This window comes from Pseudomonas sp. NPDC089741, from assembly GCF_044748825.1.
Classification (GTDB): Bacteria; Pseudomonadota; Gammaproteobacteria; order Pseudomonadales; family Pseudomonadaceae; genus Aquipseudomonas; species Aquipseudomonas helmanticensis.
Window position 1 is genome coordinate 267,362 of record NZ_JBIVGT010000004.1, and the last position, 21,578, is coordinate 288,939.

Genomic DNA, 21,578 nt, shown 5'->3' on the forward strand with positions numbered 1-21,578 from the left:
TTTGGGGCGCCTCAATCCTCGGCGCTGTGCACCACCACCAGCAACTGCGCCTGCACATCCCCCACCGATCTGATCCGGTGCGGCTTCTGGGCATTGAAGTGCAGCGCATCGCCGCGCTCCAGCAGCACCTTCTCGTTCATGAAATCCACTTCCACCTGCCCTTCGTGGACGAACAGAAATTCTTCGCCCAAATGCTCCTTGAAGGTCTTGTCGGTGAACTCGCCAGGCGGGTAGATGATGAATGGCAGCAGGTTGCGCTCGCTGACCTGATGCGCCAGCACGGCATAACCCGGGCTCTGGTCATTGGCTGCCAGTGACTGACGCTCGTGGCTGCGCACAAGGCTGTAGCTGTCGAGGCTGACGTTGTCTTCGGAGAACAACTCCTCGACTTTCACGTTCAGCGCCTTTGCCAGTTTCAGCGCAGCGGCAATCGACGGTGTGTTCAGCCCGCGCTCGACTTTCGACAGATAACTCTTGGTCATGCCGGATTTTTCGGCCAATGCCTCAAGGGTAACGCCAAGTTTTTTTCTCAATAATTTCAAACGGATAGACATGCGCAGCAGTTATTCCAGCAAGGAAGCGACGATTCGTGCTTGCCAATGACACTTTGTGTCATATAGCCTCTTTAGTGTCATTTGCAATCACCCAAAGGACACAGACATGGCCAAGACATTAGCACTACCCAAAGAACAACTGGTCAAGCAAGCGCTGACCCAGATGCAAAATACTCTGGCGGATAATACGTGGACGGACCGGCAAAAGCTGGCCCTGACCTGCCGGATTCTTTTCGAGAGCGGTCATGACTCAGGTCTGGCCGGACAAATCACTGCTCGCGGCCCGCAACCGGGCACCTATTACACTCAGCAACTGGGCCTGGGTTTCGACGAAATAACCGCTAGCAATCTGCTGCTGGTCAACGAAGACCTGGAAGTCCTCGAAGGTCACGGCATGGCCAACCCGGCCAACCGTTTCCACAGTTGGGTGTACCGCGCTCGCCCGGACGTGAACTGCATCATCCACACGCATCCGACGCACATTGCCGCGCTGTCGATGCTGGAAGTGCCGCTGCAAATTTCGCACATGGACTTGTGCCCGCTGTATGACGACTGCGCGTTTCTCGAAGGCTGGCCGGGGGTGCCGGTGGGTAACGAGGAAGGCGAACTGATTGCCGGTGCGCTGGGCGAAAAACGCGCGATCCTGCTCTCGCACCACGGCCAGTTGTCGACCGGCACGACGATCGAGGAGGCCTGCGTCATCGCCCAATTGATCGAACGTGCGGCGAAACTGCAACTGCTGGCGATGGCGGCCGGCACGATCAAGCCGATCATTCCGGCGCTGGGCCGCGAAGCCCATGACTGGGTGTCGAAGCCTAAACGCCACGCTGCCGCCTTCAACTATTACGCTCGGCAGAACCTGCGCCAACACGCCGATTGCCTGAACTGAAAACCCATTACGGAGACATTCCCATGTCCAATATTCACGGCATCATCGGCTACACCATCACCCCGTTCACCGCCAATGGCGAAGGGCTGGATCTGCCGGCACTCGGCCAATCGATCGACCGCCTGATCGCCAGCGGCGTCCACGCCATCGCGCCACTGGGCAGCACCGGCGAAGGCGCTTATCTGAGCGATGCGGAGTGGGATCAGGTTGCCGAATTCAGCATCAAGCACGTGGCCAGACGCGTACCGACCATCGTCAGCGTGTCCGACCTGACCACCGCTAAAGCCGTGCGCCGAGCACGTTTCGCCGAAGCCCACGGCGCCGATGTGGTGATGGTACTGCCAGCGTCTTACTGGAAACTGACCGAAGCGGAAATCCTCGCCCACTATCGCGCCATCGGCGACAGCATCGGCGTGCCGATCATGCTCTACAACAACCCGGCCACTAGCGGCACCGACATGTCGGTCGAGTTGATTCTGCGCATCGTCAATGGCGTGGAAAATGTGACCATGGTCAAGGAGAGCACCGGCGACATCCAGCGCATGCACAAGCTGCAACTTCTCGGCGACGGTCAGGTGCCGTTCTACAACGGCTGCAACCCGCTGGCGCTGGAAGCGTTCGCGGCCGGGGCGAAAGGCTGGTGCACCGCAGCGCCGAACCTTATCCCGCAGTTGAATCTGGATCTGTACGAAGCGGCCATGGCGGGCGATCTCGACCGGGCGCGGGATTTGTTCTATCGCCAATTGCCGCTGCTGGACTTCATCCTCAAGGGCGGCTTGCCGGCGACGATCAAGGCCGGGTTGCGCGAAACAGGGCTGGAGGTTGGCGATCCACGCTTGCCGGTGTTCCCGCTCAGTGAAGCCGGTCGGGGTCAACTCCAGACAATCGTGAAAACCCTGAGCTAATCCACAGGCAACACACAAAACCCTGTAGGAGCTGTCGAGTGCAACGAGGCTGCGATCTTTTGATCCTGATCTGTACAACCCAGATCAAAAGATCGCAGCGTGCCGCAGCTCCTACGGGGGGATGTGGCGACTTCAGAGGACTGGCAACGTTTTGTCCTTGATCACTTTGCTCGGCCCGTTGGTCTTGACGCTGGCGATGCCTTTGGCACACGCGGCGTCAGTGGAATACGACTCGCTGCTGCCGATGATCTGGTGGTTGGCAGCCTTGAGGTTGAAGTACGGATGGCCGTCCTTGGTGGTCTTTTTCTCGTAGCGTTCATCCAGCGGGCTGTTGGTCTGCACCGAGGCAATGCCGTTGTCGGCTGCCGCGCGGGTGGTGTAGAGCTCGCTGGTGAGAATGGTTTCGGCGTTGGCGGCCTTCAGCACAAACCTGAACTGACCGTTGCTGCTTTTACTCACTTCGTACCATCCGGACATGCTCGTTTCTCCTGGGAGATTAAGAGATTTCGCGCTTCAGAGTAAAGACCAGTCCAGAACATCTGTCGCCTGTACCGACCCCTTCGCCAGCAGGGACTCCCACATTGGATCTCCAGTGAACACAACCTTGGTGAACACTCAGTACCCAATGTGGGAGCGGGCTTGCTCGCGAAGGGTTCAACCCGCAATCGGCTATTTCACCACCGCCCGCACCACCGACAACTCCGGCGCACTCACCCGTCGCTGCGACAGATACCGCGTACAACTCACCCGCAAAAACGAGGCAAAATTCACCACCTCGCCACGATAATCCATCACCTCTTCATACAGCTTGGCGATCAATTGATTGGTGGTCATGCCATCGACTTCGGCGATTTCGCTGAGGATGTCCCAGAACTGATTTTCCAGGCGCAGCGTTGTCACCACTCCGCAGATACGCAGCGAACGGGAGCGCGATTCGTAGAGAATCGGATCGGCCTTGACGTAGAGCTCGCACATTGGCGAATCCTCGTTACAAAGTAATTTTGGTGCCAAGCAGGCCAAGGAAACCGGCCAGCCAGTTCGGATGCGCCGGCCATGCCGGAGCAGTGGCCAGATTGCCTTGAACGTGGCCGTCCGTCACCGCGATGTCGATGTACGTACCGCCCGCCAGTCGCACTTCCGGGGCGCAGGCCGGATAGGCGCTGCATTCGCGACCTTCGAGCACGCCCGCCGCTGCCAGCAGTTGCGCACCGTGGCAGACCGCTGCGATGGGTTTGCCGGCCTTGTCGAAAGCGCGTACCAGATCGAGGACTTTTTCGTTGAGGCGCAGATATTCCGGCGCACGTCCGCCGGGGATCAGCAGCGCGTCGTAATCGGCTTCGCTGGCCTTGGCGAAGTCGAAATTGAGCGCGAACAGGTGACCGGGTTTCTCGCTGTAGGTCTGGTCGCCTTCGAAGTCATGGATCGCGGTGCGCACGGTCTGCCCGGCGGCCTTGTCCGGGCACACGGCGTGGACGCTGTGACCGACCATTTGCAGGGCCTGGAACGGCACCATCACTTCGTAGTCTTCGACGTAATCGCCGACCAGCATCAGGATTTTTTTCGCGGCCATGGGGGAGGACTCCTCTGGGAAATGCTTGGGAGTATTCAAGGTAGACCTATTCGACAGTGACGGGTAACAACGGGCTACTACCGAGTTGACGCCATCGCGAGCAGGCTCACTCCTACAAGGGAACGCATTTCAATTGTAGGAGTGAGCCTGCTCGCGATGGGGTCAGCAAACTGTACGGATAAGTCCGTGCCTAGCTGTAACAGCCAGAAAGCCACGATTTATGGCTTTATGAAGATACGTCCCTGCCACCTTCGATTCTGGTCCCCCATCATGTCCTCTCGCGAAAACACCGGCATGGCCCTCGGCCTGCTTGGCGTGGTGATTTTCAGCCTCACTCTGCCCTTCACCCGCATCGTCGTGCAGGAACTGCATCCGCTGCTCAACGGTCTCGGTCGCGCGTTGTTCGCGGCGATTCCGGCGGCGCTGTTGTTGTTGTGGCGTCGCGAAAAATGGCCGACATGGCAGCAAGTCAAAGGCTTGAGCCTGGTGATCGTCGGGGTGATTCTGGGTTTCCCGGTGTTGTCGGCGTGGGCCATGCAAACGTTGCCGGCGTCTCACGGTGCGCTGGTCAATGGCTTGCAGCCTTTGTGCGTGGCGCTGTATGCGGCGTGGCTGTCTCATGAGCGGCCGTCGAAAGCCTTCTGGGCCTGCGCGGCGCTGGGCAGTGCGTTGGTGCTCGGCTATGCGCTGTACACCGGGGCCGGCAGCATTCAGGCCGGTGATCTGCTGATGCTCGGCGCGATTGCCGTGGGCGGACTGGGCTATGCCGAGGGCGGTCGGTTGGCCAAGGAGATGGGCGGCTGGCAGGTGATCTGCTGGGCGCTGGTGCTGTCGACGCCGCTGCTGATCGGCCCGGTGTTGTATCTGGCGCTGCAACATCAGGGCGCGGTATCGGCGAAAACCTGGTGGGCGTTTGGCTATGTGGCGTTGTTTTCGCAGTTTCTCGGGTTCTTTGCCTGGTACGCCGGGTTGGCCATGGGCGGCATTGCCCGGGTCAGTCAGATCCAGTTATTGCAGATTTTCTTCACCATCGCGTTTTCGGCGCTGTTCTTTGGTGAACATGTCGAGCCGATCACCTGGGTATTTGCCTGCGGGGTGATTGCGACGGTCATGCTCGGTCGCAAAACCACCATCAAACCAAATGTGGGAGCGGGCTTGCTCGCGAATGCGGTTCAACATTCACCACACATGGTGACTGATCCGACGCCTTCACGAGCAAGCCCGCTCCCACACGATCAAAGGTAACCGTCGGCGCGCAGCAGGGTTTCCAGGCAGTGTTCGCTGATCTGGTAGAAGGCTTTCAACTCGGCAATCTTCAGCAGCAGTTGCGCCGGGTCGACCGGCTCGGCGCGTTTTACCGCGAGGATCATCTTGTTCTTGTTGGTGTGATCGAGCGAGATGAACTCGAACACTTTGGTCTCGTAGCCGCAGGCCTCAAGGAACAACGCGCGCAAACTGTCAGTGACCATCTCCGCCTGCTGACCGAGGTGCAGACCGTACTGCAGCATCGGTTTGAGCAGCGCCGGGCTCTGGATTTGCAGGCGGATCTGTTTATGGCAGCACGGCGAGCACATGATGATCGAGGCGCCCGAACGAATGCCGGTGTGGATCGCGTAATCGGTAGCGATGTCGCAGGCATGCAGGGCAATCATCACGTCCAGCTCGCTCGGCGCCACGCTGCGCACATCACCGCACTTGAACACCAGGCCCGGATGATCGAGCTTCGCCGCCGCCGCGTTGCACAGGTTGACCATCTCTTCGCGCAGCTCGACGCCGGTGACTTCGCCCTCGGCCTTCAAGGTGTTGCGCAGGTAATCGTGAATCGCAAAGGTCAGGTAACCCTTGCCCGAACCGAAATCGGCGACCCGCACCGGTTTGTCCAGCGCCAGCGGCGACGAGGTCAGGGCATGGCTGAACACTTCGATGAACTTGTTGATCTGCTTCCACTTGCGCGACATCGCCGGGATCAGTTCCTGCTGCGCGTTGGTCACGCCAAGGTCCTTGAGGAACGGACGGCTCAACTCCAGAAAGCGGTTTTTCTCGCGGTTGTGCTCGGCGGAAGGCGTTTCACGCAATTGCTGAGGTTTGCTCTTGAACAGCGAACTCTTGCCCTTTTTGCTGTATTCGAGCTGGGCTTCATCGGTCACGGCGAGCAAATGCGCATTTTTGAACGAAGCCGGCAGCAACGCGGCAATCGTCGCCACGCCTTCGCTCAGCGGCAGGTTTTTGGTGATGTCACGGGTCTTGTAGCGATAGACGAAGGACAGGTTCGGCTGCGCCTTGACCGTCACCGCTTTGATGATGACTCGCTGCAGCTCCGCCTCGTCGCCGACGTACTTGGCCAGCACCAGTTTGATGAAGCCGTTCTGCTCGAGGCTGGTCTGCAGCAGCTCGATGAACTGGGCGTGGTGATCGGGCGCAGGCTTGGTGGCAGGGGCGGTAACGGACATGGAAAAACGGCCTCGGGCGGGCAAAATCGGGAATGGCGGGTATTTTAGGGGGGATGTCGGTCGGGGACACGCTCTTATTTACCCAACGGCACAAATCAAAAGATCGCAGCCTTCGGCAGCTCCTACACAGGCCAATGTAGGAGCTGCCGAAGGCTGCGATCTTTTGATCTAGGCCAACACCACCAACCGATTGGGCAATTCGTTGCGCACTTGCGTCACCGGCACATGCACTTTGAGCAACTCACCGCACGCCTCGATACACGTCACAAACCCCTCAAGCGTACGCCCCTGCCGCACCTGCTCGGTAAACGCCGCCACGATCGAATCCCAACTCTTGTTGTCCAGTCGACTGGAAATCCCCTCATCCACCAGAATCTCCACATACCGCTCTGCCTCGCAGACAAAAATCAGCATGCCGGTGCTGCCCACCGTGTGATGCAGGTTCTGCTCGAGAAACTGTCGCCGCGCCAGGTTCGACGCCCGCCAATGGCGCACGCGACGCGGGATCAAATGCGTGGTGATGTTCGGCAAACGAAACAGCAGGCACAGCACAATAAACGCGCCCCACTGCACCAGCAGCAGACTGTGCAGGGTCAGCCAGCCGGTCAGATAATGCACGACGCCGGGCACCACCAGCGCCAGCAAACTCGCCCACAGCAGCGGGATGTACGCGTAGTCGTCGGCGCGGGCTGCCAGCACTGTCACCAGTTCGGCGTCGGTGTCGCGCTCGACCCGGGCAATTGCCTCGGCGACTTTGCGTTGTTCGTGTTCGGTCAGTAATGCCATGTCGAAAAGTGCCTGCTCATTATTCTTTTAATGTCACCAGCCGCCGGATGAACCGCCGCCGCCGAAGCTGCCCCCGCCACCGCTGAAGCCGCCACCTCCACCGCCGCCGCCAAAACCGCCTCCGCCGAAACCTCCACCGCCCCCGGTGCCGCCACGGCCGGTGGGAAGGATACCGAGCATCTGGCAGACAAACACCGTCAGGATGAACAACATCACCAGAAAAACGAACAACGCCGGGTGCCGCGAAATGAAATCGTCGGAAGGGTCGCCGCTGGATTCATACACTGTCGACGGCTCGTCCAGTGGATTACCGCCCAGCACCACCAGCATCGCCGCGACGCCATCGCTGATGCCTTTGCTGAAGTTGCCGGTCTTGAATGCCGGCGTGATGACTTGATGGATGATCACCGAGGTCTGCGCATCGGTCAGCCGGTCTTCAAGGCCATAACCGACTTCAATGCGCAGTTTGCGCTCATCGCGCGCGACGATCAGCAGCGCGCCGTTGTTCTTGTCTTTCTGGCCGATGGCCCAGTGCCGGCCAAGCTGCACGCCGAAATCCTCGATGGTGGTGCCCTGCAGATCCGGCACGGTGACGACGACCAATTGCTCGCCGGTCGCCTGCTCGTGGGCCTGCAATTGCTGCTCCAGTTGCACGCGCACCGCCGGCTCGATCATCTGCGCGGCGTCCATCACCCGCCCGCTCAGCGCCGGAAACGTCAACTCGGCCCGAGCGCTGAGGGCAAGCAACCACAGCAACAACACCAGGCCCATCTTCAACACACGCATAAATATCCCCACCGCCCCCCTGTAGGAGCTGCCGAAGGCTGCGATCTTTTGATCTTGTTTTTTACAAACCAACGGCAAAAGATCGCAGCCTGCGGCAGCTCCTACACAGGCTTTCTCAGAATTTCACTTCCGGGGCTTTTTCTGCGCCGGGTGTGGTGGCTTCGAAGGTTTCGCGGATCGGCAGGTCGCTGTACATCACGCTGTGCCAAAGGCGACCGGGGAAGGTGCGGATCTCGGTGTTGTATTTCTGCACCGATAGAATGAAATCGCGGCGCGCCACGGCAATACGGTTTTCCGTGCCCTCAAGCTGCGATTGCAGGGCGAGGAAGTTCTGGTTGGCCTTCAGATCCGGATAACGCTCGGAAACCACCATCAAACGGCTCAACGCGCCGGTCAGTTGATCCTGCGCCTGCTGGAACTGTTTGAGCTTCTCGGGATTGTCGAGGGTGCTGGCGTCGACCTGGATCGAAGTCGCTTTCGCCCGCGCTTCGATCACTGCGGTCAGGGTCTCTTCCTCATGCTTGGCATAGCCCTTCACCGTTTCCACCAGATTGGGAATCAGGTCGGCGCGGCGCTGGTACTGGTTCTGCACTTGGCCCCACGCCGCTTTGGCCTGCTCGTCGAGGGTCGGGATGTTGTTGATGCCGCACGCGGTCAGCAGCGTGGCCAGCACCAGCAGCGTGGCGACCTGCAAGCGCGAACGATAGGTTGGACTGACATTCATCGGAGTGATGCTCCCTGGCACATTTGATTAAAAAACCGGCGGTGAAACACTCGGGGCTGGCACTTGGGGCATAATCGGCCGCGCCACTGGATTGCTGCGGGCTAATGGGCTAAAAAGTGCCCTGCGCGATCACGCTGCCGACGCTCGGTGGGCGTTTTTGGCGGTGTGTTTTTGCGCCTGCACCCGAACAACAATAGTCGCTCCCTAAATTTTGGCTGGCCGGCATTGCATTGCCGTTTGCGCCCTTGAGAAAAATATTCATGAAGAAGCTGTGTTTGCTGGGTCTGTTCGTCAGCCTGGCCAGTCATCAAGTATTGGCCGCCACGACCCCGGCACCCCTGGAAAACAAGGACGCGTTCATCAGCAACCTGATGAATCAAATGACCCTCGATGAAAAGATCGGCCAGTTGCGCCTGATCAGCATCGGCCCGGAAATGCCTCGCGAGTTGATCCGCAAAGAAATCGCCGCTGGCAACATCGGCGGCACGTTCAACTCGATCACCCGCCCGGAAAACCGTCCGATGCAGGACGCGGCGATGCGCAGTCGCCTGAAGATTCCGATGTTTTTTGCCTACGACGTGATCCACGGTCACCGGACGATTTTTCCGATTCCGCTGGCCCTCGCGTCGAGCTGGGACATGGACGCCATCGGCCAGTCCGGCCGTGTCGCCGCTAAAGAAGCCGCTGCCGACAGCCTCGATATCACTTTTGCGCCGATGGTCGATATCTCCCGCGACCCGCGCTGGGGCCGCAGCTCCGAAGGTTTCGGTGAAGACACCTACCTGACTTCGCGCATTGCCGGCGTCATGGTTCGCGCCTATCAGGGCGCCACCCCGAGCGCGGCCGACAGCATCATGGCCAGCGTCAAGCACTTCGCCCTCTATGGCGCCGTTGAAGGTGGTCGCGACTACAACACCGTCGACATGAGCCCGGTGAAGATGTACCAGGATTACCTGCCACCGTACCGCGCCGCGATCGATGCCGGCGCCGGTGGCGTGATGGTTGCGCTGAATTCGATCAACGGTATTCCGGCCACCGCCAATACCTGGCTGATGAACGACCTGCTGCGTCGCGACTGGGGCTTCAAAGGCCTGGCGGTCAGCGACCACGGCGCGATCTTCGAACTGATCAAGCACGGCGTCGCTCGCGACGGTCGTGAAGCGGCGAAGCTGGCGATCAAGGCCGGCATCGACATGAGCATGAACGACACCCTCTACGGCAAAGAGCTGCCGGGGCTGCTCAAGTCCGGCGAGATCGAACAGAAAGATATCGACAACGCCGTGCGTGAAGTCCTCGCGGCCAAGTACGACATGGGCCTGTTCAAGGACCCGTACCTGCGCATCGGCAAGGCTGAGGATGACCCGGCCGATACCTACGCCGACAGCCGTCTGCACCGCGCTGAGGCCCGCGAAGTCGCGCGTCGCAGCCTGGTGCTGCTGAAAAACCAGAACGAAACCCTGCCGTTGAAGAAGGACGCAAAAGTCGCGCTGGTCGGCCCGTTGGCCAAGGCACCGATCGACATGATGGGTAGCTGGGCGGCGGCGGGTAAGCCGGCGCAATCGGTGACCCTGTTCGATGGTATGAGCGCGGTGATCGGCAACAAGTCAAACCTGATCTACGCCCGTGGCGCCAACATCACCAGCGACAAGAAGGTGCTGGATTACCTGAACTTCCTCAACTTCGATGCCCCGGAAGTGGTCGATGATCCGCGCCCGGCCAACGTACTGATCGACGAAGCGGTAAAAGCGGCGAAGGATGCTGACGTGATCGTTGCCGCCGTCGGCGAATCCCGTGGCATGTCCCACGAATCTTCCAGCCGTACCGATTTGAACATCCCGGAAAACCAGCGTGAGCTGATCCGCGCGCTGAAAGCCACCGGCAAACCGCTGGTGCTGGTGTTGATGAACGGCCGTCCGCTGACCATTCTCGAAGAGAACCAGTCGGCTGACGCGATTCTGGAAACCTGGTTCAGCGGCACCGAGGGCGGCAACGCCATCGCCGACGTGCTGTTCGGCGACTACAACCCATCGGGCAAACTGCCGGTGACCTTCCCGCGCTCCGTGGGCCAGATTCCGACTTACTACAACCACCTGAGCATTGGCCGGCCGTTCACGCCGGGCAAACCGGGCAACTACACCTCGCAGTATTTCGATGACACTACCGGGCCGCTGTTCCCGTTCGGTTATGGTTTGAGCTACACCAACTTCGCCCTGAGCGACATGGCGCTGTCGTCGACCACCCTGAACGCCACCGGCAAGCTCGACGCCAGCGTCATGGTGAAAAACACCGGTAAGCGTGACGGCGAAACCGTGGTGCAGTTGTACATCCAGGACGTCACCGGCTCGATGATCCGTCCGGTGAAAGAGCTGAAGAACTTCCAGAAAATCATGCTCAAGGCCGGCGAACAGAAAGTCGTGCACTTCACCATCACCGAGGATGACCTGAAGTTCTACAACGCCCAGCTCAAGTACGCAGCCGAGCCTGGCAAGTTCAACGTGCAGATCGGCCTGGACTCGCAGGACGTGACGCAGCAGAGCTTCGAGTTGCTGTAACCGATTTTTGCCCCGATGATCGTTCCCACGCTCCGCGTGGGAACGCCTCAAGGGACGCGGAGCGTCACGGGCTGCATTCCCACGCAGAGCGTGGGAACGATCAATGGTGTACACCCTGTAGGAGCTGCCGCAGGCTGCGATTTTTTGATCTTGCTCTACCCGCGTCTATCCAGAATGTTGACCACCACCCGATCCACCCATCCCCAAATTCGCTGCTTGACCCGCCGCCACAACGGCCGGCGCTGCCACTCTTCCAGACTCACCAACTGACTCAACCCGAAGTCCTTCACAAAACTCGCCTCGACCGCGGCCGTCAACGACGCATCCAGCGCTTCCAGATTCGCCTCCAGATTGAAGCGCAGATTCCAGTGATCGAAATTGCACGAGCCGATGCTCACCCAATCGTCCACCAGGACCATTTTCAGGTGCAGGAAACACGGCTGATATTCGAAGATCTGCACCCCGGCCTTGAGCAGTCGCGGATAGTAGCGATGCCCGGCGTAGCGCACTGACGGGTGATCGGTGCGCGGCCCGGTCAGCAACAAGCGCACGTCAACACCGCGCGCGGCAGCCTTGCGCAAGGAACGGCGGATTTTCCAGGTTGGCAGGAAATACGGCGTGGCCATCCAGATGCGTTTTTGCCCGCTGTTCAAGGCGCGGAACAGCGACTGTAGAATGTCACGATGCTGGCGCGCGTCGGCATAAGCCACTCGACCCATGCCCTCGCCTTTATCCGGCACGCGCGGCAATCGCGGCAGACCGAAATGCGCGGCCGGGCGCCAGGCGCGGCGATAGCGGTTGGCGATCCACTGGCGATCAAACAGTAATTGCCAGTCGATCACCAACGGGCCGCTGATCTCGACCATCACTTCATGCCACTCGCTGGTGTCATGCCCCGGCGTCCAGAACTCGTCGGTGACGCCCGTGCCGCCGACCACCGCCAGACGCTGATCGACCAGCAGCAATTTACGGTGATCGCGATAGAAATTACCGACCCAACGCCGCCAGTTCAGCCGATTGTAGAAACGCAGTTCGACCCCGGCATGGGTCAGGCGCTGACGCAGATTGAAGGTGAAGGCGAGGCTGCCGTAATCATCGAACAGGCAACGCACGCGCACGCCACGTTCGGCCGCCAGCACCAGTGCTTGCACGATGGTTTCGGCACAGGCACCAGCCTCGACCAGATACAGCTCAAGTTCGATCTGTTCCTGCGCGCCAGCGATCTGCTCAAGCATGCGCGGAAAGAACTGCGGGCCGTCGATCAACAACTCGAACCGGTTGCCGTCACGCCATGGGAATACCGCGCCGCGCATGTCAGCGCGCCGTGAAGATCAGCACCGCACCCACCGGCACCGATAGACTGATGGCCGACAGACCGGCGAGTTTACGCAGGCTTTCCAGCCCTGGCGCCAGATCAAAATCCTCGGCGTTGATCACCAGCGGCTCGAGGGTAACCACTTGAAAGCGTCGATCATCGAGCCGCGTCGCCAGCAGCTCGGCAGGGTATTCGTGTTGCTTGCCGTGCAGGTTGACGGTCAGCGGCAGGCGCAACTCCAGCTGCGCGCCGGGCGCCAGATCGTTGATCGGACGCAGGTCGATCTGGGTGGTGATGGTCGCTTCGGGAAATTGCTCGATCTGGAACAGCTCCTTGCGCATGCGCTCGTCGCGCAGCGGGATACCGCTGTTGACCGAATCCAGCTCGACTTCGACTTCGGCGCGACCGTTGGGGTCGACCTTACCGTGCAGCACCAGAAAGCGCTGCACTTCGGAAATGTTGGCGTTTTTTGTGCTGACGAACGACAGCCGCGACGACTCGCCGTCCAGATACCAATTGGCCTGCGCCGGCAACGCGACAGCGGCCAGCAGCAGGCTGGACAGGGATGCAATGAGGGAGCGGTTGAACATTGAGGACTCGTGGGGCCGATAAACCTGCACGAACCTTAACTGGCCATGGGGTTATTGCAAACATCAGGATCAAAAGATCGCAGCCTGCGGCAGTTCCTACAGGGTGGACATGATCCTGTAGGAGCTGCCGAAGGCTGCGATCTTTTAAGGCTGTAAACGACAGCCTTGCCGTTCGCTCAACCATTGGGCGCTGTTGCTGCGGCCCATGCCGCTGACCGTGATGGTTTTGTTGGCGCTGTCATCGGTGAATGCGCTGGTCGGCAGCCATTGTTTTACGTAGCCACGGCAATACTCGGCATCGTTGTTCATCACATAACGGCACGAGCAATATTCCTTGGCGGTGTAAGCGCTGATGATGTCCGGGAAGGCCCACAGATTTTCGCGCTCATAGACGATCCAGCCGAGCAACAAAACCAGCAGCAACAGCAAAAACCGCTTCATGGCCGCACCGCCTGCATCACGCGCTTGAGTAGCTCGTTGTGCCGATAACTGCCGTCGCGATCATCGCCATAGCGCACGATCAGCAGTTTTTCGCTGGGAATCACATACATCGCCTGGCCCCAATGCCCGAGGGCGGCGAAGGTATCCGGTGGTGCATCGGGCCACGGTGACGTTGCGCCATCCGCCGGCCGATTGAGCCACCACTGACCACCGGGCACGGCTTCATCCTGATGAGCCTTGTAACCGGCGAAGGGTTTCAGGTTGAACGCCACCCAGTCCTTGGGCAGCAGTTGCTGGTCATTCCAGCGCCCGTCGCGAGACATCAACAACCCGACCCGTGCCAGATCGCGGGCGGTGAGATAAGCGTAAGACGAGGCGACAAAAGTGCCCGTCGCATCGGTTTCCCACACGGCGTGGTGGATGCCCAAAGGCTCGAACAATGCCGTCCACGGATAGTCGGGATAACGCTTTGGGCCAACGATATTTTTCAACGCTGCCGCGAGCAGATTGCTGTCGCCGCTGGAGTAGCGAAAAGCTTGCCCCGGTGCGGCATAGCTATCGTGATCAGCCGTGAACGCGACCATGTCGCGGTGACCACGGGTGTAGAGCATCGCCACCACCGAGGATTTCAGCGGCGCGTATTCGTAGTCTTCCTGCCAGTCGAGGCCTGAGGCCCAGTGCAACAAGTCGGCGATTTTTATCTGCGGGTGTTTAGCCAATGGCGGGTAGAACTTTGCGGCTGGGTCTTCAAGTTTGAACAGGCCTTCGCCGTACGCCATACCGAGAACCGTAGCCATCAGGCTTTTGCTGATCGACCAGGTCAGGTGCGGGGTGTGTTCGGTGGTCGGGCCGGCGTAGCGTTCGTAGATGATTTCGCCGTCGCGGATGATCAGCAACGCGTCGGTGCGGATGCCTTTGCGGGTGGTGTCATTACGGGGTGGGAAGGCGTAGTTTTCCAGCGCCTCGACGTTGCTGATGGGCGAGCCGCTCGGCCATTGCTCACCGGGCCATTGTTCGGCCTGAACGGTGAAGCTGATCAGCAGTAGAAACAGGGTCAGGCCTTTGAACATGGTGAGGGCTCTGGGGATGAACCTGCTGAGATTAGGCGGTGTTTATGACCGATGTGTGGTGATTGTCAGATTGCTATCGCGAGCAGGCTCACTCCTACAATTGAAATGCGTTCCCCTGTAGGAGTGAGCCTGCTCGCGAAGACGCCAGTCAGGCCACCGCCAAAGCCTTGGCCAACCGCTTGGCCCGAGCCCCAGCCGCCAATTGCATCACCCCCTGATCCCGCGCCCACATCTGCGCCCACTCCGAACCACCCTCCGCCAACGCCTGATCAACCTCAGGCTTGAGCGAATCAAACTGCGCAAACAACCCAGCCAACAGCACATGCCCGGCCGCATTATTCGGCGGCTGCCGGCTCGCCTCCGCGCACCCGGCCAACAACGCTAGCAATCGAAGTTGCAGCGCCTGCGGCCAGTCACTGTCCTGCCCGACGCCATACAGCCACGCGGTCATCGCGCTCAGCACATAGACATCTTCGAGGGTGCGAAACGGCTTCACATAAGCGTCCCAACCATCGCCCGCGAGCAACTCGCACAGGGCGCCATCCAGCAGCAAGCGGCCATGACTGATGTCCGGCATCAACGGCAACGCCGGCAGTTTTTCCACGGTCACACCGGGTTCACCTGGGTACACCACGGCCAGACTCAGGCGCGGATTTTCGCCGGGCTCCTCACTGCGCGCAGCAATCAGCAACCAATCCGCCGCATCACCGGCCGTGACGAAATCCTTGCGCCCGCTCAGGCGTAAATCGGTGAGCCGCGTGTGCATGTCCGCCGGTCGCAGACTGCGCTGTTCGGTCGCACACAACGCGCCAAGGCTGAGCGGAGCACTCGGCCACAACATGCGCAATGCCGCCTGATAACCGACCAGAAACGCCAGCCCCGGCGTCGCCATCCGCCGTCCGCCCGCGATCGCCAATTCGAACGGTGTGACGTTGCCCAACTGCTGCAACAACGTCGCAAAACCCTCGGCAAGGTCAGCAACGGCGGGCAATCGTTCATGGCTTTGCAGCAGATCTGGCCAGGGCATAAGAGGCTCCTTGTGGGCTGTCATATAAGCATCACCGAACGTTCATGGCGATGACACCGGGGCTACATAGCCTGACTTTGCACAACACGGCTGCATAAAGAAAGTCGATCGGCTGCAACCCACGACGGGTTCAAGGCCCGTACGGAGATTCACATGACTCAGATCGCCCGCATCAGCGACACCGGCAATGAACGCCGTCTGCAAGCCGAACGCCTGATCGGCGCCGAGGCTCTGCAGCAAGCCCAGGCCTTGCGCTTCAACGTCTTCAGCGGCGAGTTCAACGCCAAGCTGAAAGGCGCGGAACTGGGTCTGGACATGGATGATTATGATGTTCACTGCAGCCACATCGGTGTACGTGATCTGAATACCGGTCGCTTGGTGGCGACCACCCGTTTGCTCGATCACACCGCCGCCAGCAGCCTTGGCAGGTTCTACAGCGAAGAAGAATTCAGCCTGCACGGTCTGGCGCATCTGCAAGGTCCGATCCTCGAAATTGGCCGTACCTGCGTCGACCCGGCATACCGCAACGGCGGCACCATCGCGGTGTTGTGGGGCGAGTTGGCCGAAGTATTGAATCAGGGTGGCTACAGCTATCTGATGGGTTGCGCAAGCATCCCGATGCAGGACGGCGGCATTCAGGCGCACGCGATCATGCAGCGTCTGCGCGAGCGTTATCTGTGCACCGAGCACTTGCGCGCCGAGCCGAAAAATCCGCTGCCGACGCTGGATATTCCCTCCAACGTGATCGCCGAAATGCCGCCGCTGCTCAAGGCTTATATGCGTCTGGGCGCGAAGATCTGTGGCGAGCCGTGCTGGGACGAAGACTTCCAGGTCGCCGACGTGTTCATCCTGCTCAAGCGCGACGAACTCTGCCCGCGCTACGCCAAACACTTCAAGGCGGCCGTGTGATGAGCCGGCTGCGGGTGTACGCGCGGATCGCGCGGGTGCTGCTGGTGGTCTCGCTCGGATTGACCATGGCCAGCGTCTTCGGCATGTTTGAACGGATTGGCCTGGCGCATTCGATGGAGCGGCGCCAGCGCTGGTCACGCTTCTTCATGGCGCGCCTGAGCAACGCCCTGCCCTTTCGCATGACGGTGCACGGTGAGTTGCCGCAGCAGCCGATGCTGTGGGTCAGCAATCATGTGTCGTGGACGGATATTCCGCTGCTCGGCATGCTCACGCCGTTGTCGTTTCTGTCCAAGGCCGAAGTGCGCACCTGGCCGGTGGCCGGTTGGCTTGCGGCCAAGGCTGGCAGCCTGTTCATTCGTCGCGGTTCGGGCGACAGTCAGTTGATCCGCAAGCAGATGACCCGTCACTTGCAAAGCGATCACGCATTACTGATGTTTCCCGAAGGCACGACTACCGATGGCCGCTCGCTGCGCACCTTTCATGGTCGCTTGCTGTCGGCGGCGATTGATTCCGAGGTGATGCTGCAACCGGTGGCGATCCGATATCTGCGCGATGGCGAGATTGATGCGCTGGCGCCGTTCATTGGTGATGATGATCTGCTGTCGCACCTGATGCGTCTGTTCAGCAATGATTGCGGCGATGTCGAAGTGCACCTGCTCAAGCCGATTGCCTGCCAGGGCCGTGAGCGTGCGGCGCTGGCGTTCGAGGCACAGCAGGCGGTGCAGAAGGTGTTGTTTGGTGAGGTGGCGAAACCTGCTGAACCGCGTCGCGCAGGCGAACTGATCGCCGCTTGAAAAGCAAAAGATCGCAGCCTTCGGCAGCTCCTACATTGCCCCCTGTAGGAGCTGCCGAAGGCTGCGATCTTTTGATCTTGCTTAATCCCGCAACCCAGCAAAATCCTGGAGAACTGCCTGAAACACAAAGTCCCTGTAGGAGTGAGCCTGCTCGCGATAGCGGTGCATCAGGCAACATCGATGTGACTGATCCACCGCTATCGCGAGCAGGCTCACTCCTACATTAGAGCTCCGGCGTCTGGGGGTTTTTGGCGAAACTTTGGAGATGTGGGTAAAAGAGCCGGAAATCCTCACTCAACGGCTCATACAACCGCCGCAATTCCTGCATCGCCCCCGCCAGTTCCTCCGGCCGGCTCAACCGCCGCGAGATCCCGCGCAGCACCTGCTCCAGCACTTCAAATTCCTGATACGAACCCAACCAGTCATTGGCAACCATGTGCGGCGCAATCTTCGCCAGTCGTTCGGGCAACTGCCGTTCATGGGTCAGCGCCCGATACACATCAGCGGTAAATACCTCCAACGGCTGATCGGCATACAACCGCCAGTCCCGCGCCAGACAGTGATCGAAAAACACATCGAGGACGATCCCGGCATAACGCCGCCGCGTCTCGGTAAACCGCCCCAGCGCGATGTCCACCAGCGGATGGCGATCGGTGAACACGTCAATCCGTCGATGCAGTTGAATCGCCGCTTCCACCTCCGGCGCAAACTGCCCTTGCAGCCGGCCTTTGACGAAGTCGCCGTACAGACTGCCGAGTAACTGACCGGGGCGCTGGCCACCGAGGTGCAAATGTGCGAGATAGTTCATGGGCGCAGCTTAGCACCGCGCCCTGCAATCGACACCTCACCATATCGTTATAACCCGATATACCAATTTATGCTGATCACAGATCAAAATCATATTGGTATATCGCGATCTAACGATTTAAAGTTCGCCTCATCGCGATATAGCGTTGTACACATTACGAGCACCCTGCCATGAACCTTGACCTCGACGAAATAATAAAAGCCCTGGCGCACCCAGTACGGCGAGACATCCTCAACTGGCTGAAAGACCCGAAAGCAGAATTTCCGGAACAACTGCACAACCACGAGTACGGCATCTGCGCCGGGCAGATCGATCAGCGCTGCGGCTTGTCGCAGTCGACCGTTTCCGCACACCTCGCGACGTTGCAACGCGCAGGTCTGATCAGCAGCCAGAAAGCCGGTCAGTGGCACTTTTTCAAACGCAACGAGGACGTGATCCAGGCGTTCCTCAGCACCCTCAGTAAAGAGCTCTGACCCTTAACGTCAGCCAGCCGACAAGGAAACCCGCATGCCCCTCTCGCTACTCATCCTCGCCTTGAGCGCCTTCGCCATCGGCACCACCGAATTCGTCATCATGGGCCTGTTGCCCGATGTCGCGGCCGACCTCGGTGTGTCGATCCCCGGCGCCGGCTGGCTGGTGACCGGTTACGCCTTGGGCGTGGCCATCGGTGCGCCGTTCATGGCAATGGCCACCGCCAAACTGCCACGTAAAGCTGCACTGGTCGCGCTGATGGGCATTTTTATTGTCGGCAACCTGCTCTGCGCAATTGCCAGTGATTACAACGTGCTGATGTTTGCCCGGGTGATCACCGCGCTGTGTCACGGTGCGTTCTTCGGCATCGGTTCGGTGGTGGCAGCCAATCTGGTACCGGCCAACAAACGTGCTTCGGCGGTGGCTTTGATGTTCACCGGTCTGACGTTGGCCAACGTCCTCGGCGTGCCGCTGGGCACCGCGCTGGGTCAGCAATACGGCTGGCGCTCGACCTTTTGGGCGGTGACCGTGATTGGGGTGATCGCTTTGATCGGTCTGATCCGCTTCCTGCCGGCCAAGCGCGACGAAGAGAAACTCGACATGCGCGCCGAACTCTCCGCCCTCAAAGGTGCCGGGATCTGGCTATCGCTGAGCATGACCGCGCTGTTCGCAGCGTCCGTGTTCACCTTGTTCACCTACGTCGCGCCGTTGCTCGGTGAAGTCACCGGTGTGTCGCCACGTGGCGTGACCTGGACGCTGATGCTGATCGGCCTGGGCCTCACCGTCGGCAACATCATCGGCGGCAAACTCGCCGACAGAGGTATGGCCGCGACGCTGATCGGCGTGTTCATCGCCATGGCCGTGATCTCCACCGTGCTGACCTGGACCAGCGTCGCGCTGATCCCGACTGAAATCACCCTGTTCCTCTGGGCCACCGCGTGTTTCGCCGCCGTACCGGCGCTGCAAGTCAACGTGGTGACCTTCGGCAAGGCCGCACCGAACCTGGTGTCGACCCTGAACATCGGCGCTTTCAACGTCGGCAACGCCCTCGGCGCCTGGGTCGGCGGCAGCGTCATCGCCCACGGCTACGGCCTGACCAGCGTACCGCTCGCAGCCGCCGCGCTGGCAGTGCTCGCCCTGCTGGTGACCCTGATTACTTTCCGTCAGAGCGGCAATGCCGATCTGGCCCCCGCTACTCACTGATTAACTTTCACCTACGAGGGTTGTAGACATGGCAACTATTTTCGATCCAATCAAACTCGGCGACGTCGAGCTGGCCAACCGCATCATCATGGCCCCGCTGACCCGCTGCCGCGCCGACGAAGGTCGCGTACCGAACGCGCTGATGGCCGAGTACTACGTGCAACGCGCTTCCGCCGGCCTGATCCTCAGCGAAGCCACTTCGGTAACGCCGATGGGCGTCGGCTACCCGGACACCCCGGGCATCTGGTCCAACGATCAAGTGCGCGGCTGGGCTAACGTCACCAAAGCCATTCACGGCGCTGGCGGCAAGATCTTCCTGCAACTGTGGCACGTCGGCCGCGTCTCGCACCCGTCGTACCTCAACGGTGAAGCGCCGGTCGCACCGAGCGCCATCCAGCCCAAAGGCCACGTCAGCCTGGTTCGCCCATTGGCCGACTACCCAACCCCGCGCGCACTGGAAACCGCTGAAATCGCCGACATCGTCGACGCCTACCGCACCGGCGCTGAAAATGCCAAAGCCGCCGGTTTCGACGGTGTGGAAATCCACGGTGCCAACGGTTACCTGCTCGACCAATTCCTGCAAAGCAGCACCAACCAGCGCACCGACAACTACGGTGGCTCGCTGGAAAACCGTGCTCGCCTGCTGTTGGAAGTCACTGACGCCGCCATCGAAGTCTGGGGCGCCGGCCGTGTTGGCGTGCACCTGGCACCACGCGCTGACTCCCACGACATGGGCGACGACAACCTGGCGGAAACCTTCACCTACGTCGCACGTGAACTGGGCAAACGCGGCATCGCGTTCATTTGCTCCCGTGAGAAAGAAGGCGCCGACAGCCTCGGCCCGCAATTGAAAGACGCTTTCGGCGGCCCGTACATTGCCAACGAAAAATTCACTAAAGACAGCGCCAATGAATGGCTGGCCAGCGGCAAGGCTGATGCCGTGGCGTTCGGTGTGCCGTTCATTGCCAACCCGGATCTGCCGGCGCGCTTGAAGGCTGATGCACCGCTCAACGATGCACGTCCTGAGCTGTTCTACGGCAAAGGTGCGGTCGGCTATATCGATTATCCAACGCTGTAACCAACATCAACTAACAGAAAGCCCTGCCTCGAAAGAGTCAGGGCTTTTTTATTTGCATACATTTAAAGATTCGCCACCAGAACAATATAAACCTAAGCTTCATTCAGCAACTAATCAGTTGCAAACCAAGACACTTAATTCAATAAGGACATTTAAACATGAATGATGCAGATCCAAACAAACTTACTTTCCTCCTGCAAATCACCAATGCCACAGATTCTACTTTCTGGCTTGACGATTCCTCTCCAAAGCAGCCACCCGCGACTCGTATCGACAAGATCCTCCCTTACCAGACCGTCTTTATGATGTTTGAAGGCGATCCTCATCTGAAGCAGGACAGCGAAATTGATTACGATATCAAAAAAGAGGTATTTAGCACTTACATCTGCTACACCAACTACAAACAAAAAGTGCGGTTCGACACCACACTCAGTTATTGCCACAGACAAACGGCGGGACACCGAGTTCCAAAAGTCGAACTCTTCTGGGAAAGCAATGCTTTCTCTATTGGCGCCGAACCCATCACCTGCGGCGCGGCCCTGCAAAATGAAAACCCGGTTTACCCTTACAACTATAAGATGATCGCCTTTATGACGCCGTCGGCCTGATAAAGGGTTGCCCGTTCATGTAGTAACGGTACGGACAACGCTGTCGCT

Annotated in this window: 24 protein-coding genes; 10 read left to right on the forward strand and 14 right to left on the reverse strand. The window is 59.7% G+C overall.

Annotation, left to right across the window (positions count from 1 at the left end):
- Positions 1–11: 11 nt before the first annotated feature.
- A complete protein-coding gene (locus tag ACIPZE_RS06785; protein WP_400772069.1) occupies positions 12–554 on the reverse strand; it encodes a helix-turn-helix domain-containing protein in 543 nt (180 codons plus the stop codon).
- 106 nt (positions 555–660) lie between these two features.
- On the opposite strand from ACIPZE_RS06785, the gene ACIPZE_RS06790 reads away from it, so the two are divergent.
- A complete protein-coding gene (locus tag ACIPZE_RS06790) occupies positions 661–1,443 on the forward strand; it encodes an aldolase (protein ID WP_400772071.1) in 783 nt (260 codons plus the stop codon).
- Between the two features lie 23 nt (positions 1,444–1,466).
- On the forward strand, positions 1,467–2,348 hold the full coding sequence (locus ACIPZE_RS06795) for a dihydrodipicolinate synthase family protein (protein ID WP_400772072.1): 882 nt from the start codon (positions 1,467–1,469) through the stop codon (positions 2,346–2,348).
- Between the two features lie 132 nt (positions 2,349–2,480).
- On the opposite strand, the gene ACIPZE_RS06800 is transcribed toward ACIPZE_RS06795, so the two are convergent.
- From ACIPZE_RS06800 to ACIPZE_RS06810, 3 genes are all read right to left on the reverse strand, one after another.
- Positions 2,481–2,825, reverse strand: a complete 345-nt coding sequence (locus tag ACIPZE_RS06800; protein ID WP_400772074.1) for a YegP family protein — start codon at positions 2,823–2,825, stop codon at positions 2,481–2,483.
- Positions 2,826–3,017: 192 nt separating this feature from the next.
- A complete protein-coding gene (locus ACIPZE_RS06805; RefSeq protein WP_016982789.1) occupies positions 3,018–3,323 on the reverse strand; it encodes a ribbon-helix-helix domain-containing protein in 306 nt (101 codons plus the stop codon).
- Positions 3,324–3,336: 13 nt separating this feature from the next.
- The gene (locus ACIPZE_RS06810) at positions 3,337–3,918 is read right to left on the reverse strand and encodes a DJ-1/PfpI family protein (RefSeq protein ID WP_400772076.1); all 582 of its coding nucleotides are present in this window, start codon (positions 3,916–3,918) and stop codon (positions 3,337–3,339) included.
- 270 nt (positions 3,919–4,188) lie between these two features.
- On the opposite strand from ACIPZE_RS06810, the gene ACIPZE_RS06815 reads away from it, so the two are divergent.
- The gene (locus ACIPZE_RS06815) at positions 4,189–5,163 is read left to right on the forward strand and encodes a DMT family transporter (RefSeq protein WP_283437385.1); all 975 of its coding nucleotides are present in this window, start codon (positions 4,189–4,191) and stop codon (positions 5,161–5,163) included.
- On the opposite strand, the gene ACIPZE_RS06820 is transcribed toward ACIPZE_RS06815, so the two are convergent.
- From ACIPZE_RS06820 to ACIPZE_RS06835, 4 genes are all read right to left on the reverse strand, one after another.
- Positions 5,154–6,368: a class I SAM-dependent methyltransferase gene (locus ACIPZE_RS06820; protein WP_400772078.1), complete on the reverse strand. Its 1,215-nt coding sequence runs from the start codon at positions 6,366–6,368 to the stop codon at positions 5,154–5,156. The two genes, ACIPZE_RS06815 and ACIPZE_RS06820, sit on opposite strands and share 10 nt — an antisense overlap.
- A gap of 168 nt (positions 6,369–6,536) precedes the next feature.
- Positions 6,537–7,154 carry a TPM domain-containing protein gene (locus ACIPZE_RS06825; RefSeq protein WP_400772079.1) on the reverse strand — a complete coding sequence of 206 codons (618 nt, stop codon included), beginning with the start codon at positions 7,152–7,154 and terminating at the stop codon, positions 6,537–6,539.
- A gap of 33 nt (positions 7,155–7,187) precedes the next feature.
- Entirely contained in the window at positions 7,188–7,940 is a 753-nt protein-coding gene (locus ACIPZE_RS06830) for a TPM domain-containing protein (protein WP_400772080.1), read from the reverse strand.
- A gap of 115 nt (positions 7,941–8,055) precedes the next feature.
- Positions 8,056–8,664 (reverse strand): LemA family protein, encoded by a 609-nt coding sequence (locus ACIPZE_RS06835; protein WP_400772082.1) that lies wholly within the window; start codon positions 8,662–8,664, stop codon positions 8,056–8,058.
- Between the two features lie 260 nt (positions 8,665–8,924).
- Between ACIPZE_RS06835 and bglX the strand changes: the two genes are divergently transcribed.
- Entirely contained in the window at positions 8,925–11,216 is a 2,292-nt protein-coding gene (gene bglX, locus ACIPZE_RS06840) for a beta-glucosidase BglX (RefSeq protein WP_400772084.1), read from the forward strand.
- Positions 11,217–11,371: 155 nt separating this feature from the next.
- On the opposite strand, the gene ACIPZE_RS06845 is transcribed toward bglX, so the two are convergent.
- The 5 genes from ACIPZE_RS06845 to ACIPZE_RS06865 form a co-directional block, all read right to left on the reverse strand.
- Entirely contained in the window at positions 11,372–12,529 is a 1,158-nt protein-coding gene (locus ACIPZE_RS06845) for a phosphatidylserine/phosphatidylglycerophosphate/cardiolipin synthase family protein (protein WP_129390285.1), read from the reverse strand.
- Position 12,530: 1 nt separating this feature from the next.
- Positions 12,531–13,121, reverse strand: coding sequence for a YceI family protein (locus tag ACIPZE_RS06850; RefSeq protein WP_283437390.1), 591 nt, complete (start codon positions 13,119–13,121; stop codon positions 12,531–12,533).
- Between the two features lie 144 nt (positions 13,122–13,265).
- Positions 13,266–13,562: an amidase gene (locus tag ACIPZE_RS06855; protein ID WP_283437391.1), complete on the reverse strand. Its 297-nt coding sequence runs from the start codon at positions 13,560–13,562 to the stop codon at positions 13,266–13,268.
- Entirely contained in the window at positions 13,559–14,632 is a 1,074-nt protein-coding gene (locus ACIPZE_RS06860) for a serine hydrolase domain-containing protein (protein ID WP_400772087.1), read from the reverse strand. Before ACIPZE_RS06860 ends, ACIPZE_RS06855 begins: the two co-directional genes overlap by 4 nt.
- 148 nt (positions 14,633–14,780) lie before the next feature.
- Positions 14,781–15,659, reverse strand: a complete 879-nt coding sequence (locus tag ACIPZE_RS06865; protein WP_283437393.1) for an acyl-CoA dehydrogenase family protein — start codon at positions 15,657–15,659, stop codon at positions 14,781–14,783.
- A gap of 153 nt (positions 15,660–15,812) precedes the next feature.
- On the opposite strand from ACIPZE_RS06865, the gene olsB reads away from it, so the two are divergent.
- Positions 15,813–16,568, forward strand: a complete 756-nt coding sequence (gene olsB / locus ACIPZE_RS06870; protein WP_283437394.1) for an L-ornithine N(alpha)-acyltransferase — start codon at positions 15,813–15,815, stop codon at positions 16,566–16,568.
- A complete protein-coding gene (locus ACIPZE_RS06875) occupies positions 16,568–17,362 on the forward strand; it encodes a lysophospholipid acyltransferase family protein (RefSeq protein ID WP_400772089.1) in 795 nt (264 codons plus the stop codon). Before olsB ends, ACIPZE_RS06875 begins: the two co-directional genes overlap by 1 nt.
- 223 nt (positions 17,363–17,585) lie before the next feature.
- On the opposite strand, the gene ACIPZE_RS06880 is transcribed toward ACIPZE_RS06875, so the two are convergent.
- Positions 17,586–18,170, reverse strand: coding sequence for an ACP phosphodiesterase (locus ACIPZE_RS06880; RefSeq protein ID WP_400772091.1), 585 nt, complete (start codon positions 18,168–18,170; stop codon positions 17,586–17,588).
- 170 nt (positions 18,171–18,340) lie between these two features.
- Here ACIPZE_RS06880 and ACIPZE_RS06885 point away from each other — a divergent pair, with 170 nt between their 5' ends.
- The 4 genes from ACIPZE_RS06885 (at position 18,341) to ACIPZE_RS06900 (ending at position 21,530) form a co-directional block, all read left to right on the forward strand.
- A complete protein-coding gene (locus ACIPZE_RS06885) occupies positions 18,341–18,643 on the forward strand; it encodes a helix-turn-helix transcriptional regulator (protein WP_008080109.1) in 303 nt (100 codons plus the stop codon).
- A gap of 34 nt (positions 18,644–18,677) precedes the next feature.
- Positions 18,678–19,844 carry an MFS transporter gene (locus ACIPZE_RS06890; RefSeq protein ID WP_400772093.1) on the forward strand — a complete coding sequence of 389 codons (1,167 nt, stop codon included), beginning with the start codon at positions 18,678–18,680 and terminating at the stop codon, positions 19,842–19,844.
- Positions 19,845–19,872: 28 nt separating this feature from the next.
- A complete protein-coding gene (locus ACIPZE_RS06895; protein ID WP_400772094.1) occupies positions 19,873–20,922 on the forward strand; it encodes an alkene reductase in 1,050 nt (349 codons plus the stop codon).
- A 158-nt stretch (positions 20,923–21,080) separates the two neighbouring features.
- A complete protein-coding gene (locus tag ACIPZE_RS06900; protein WP_400772096.1) occupies positions 21,081–21,530 on the forward strand; it encodes a hypothetical protein in 450 nt (149 codons plus the stop codon).
- Positions 21,531–21,578 lie beyond the last annotated feature (48 nt).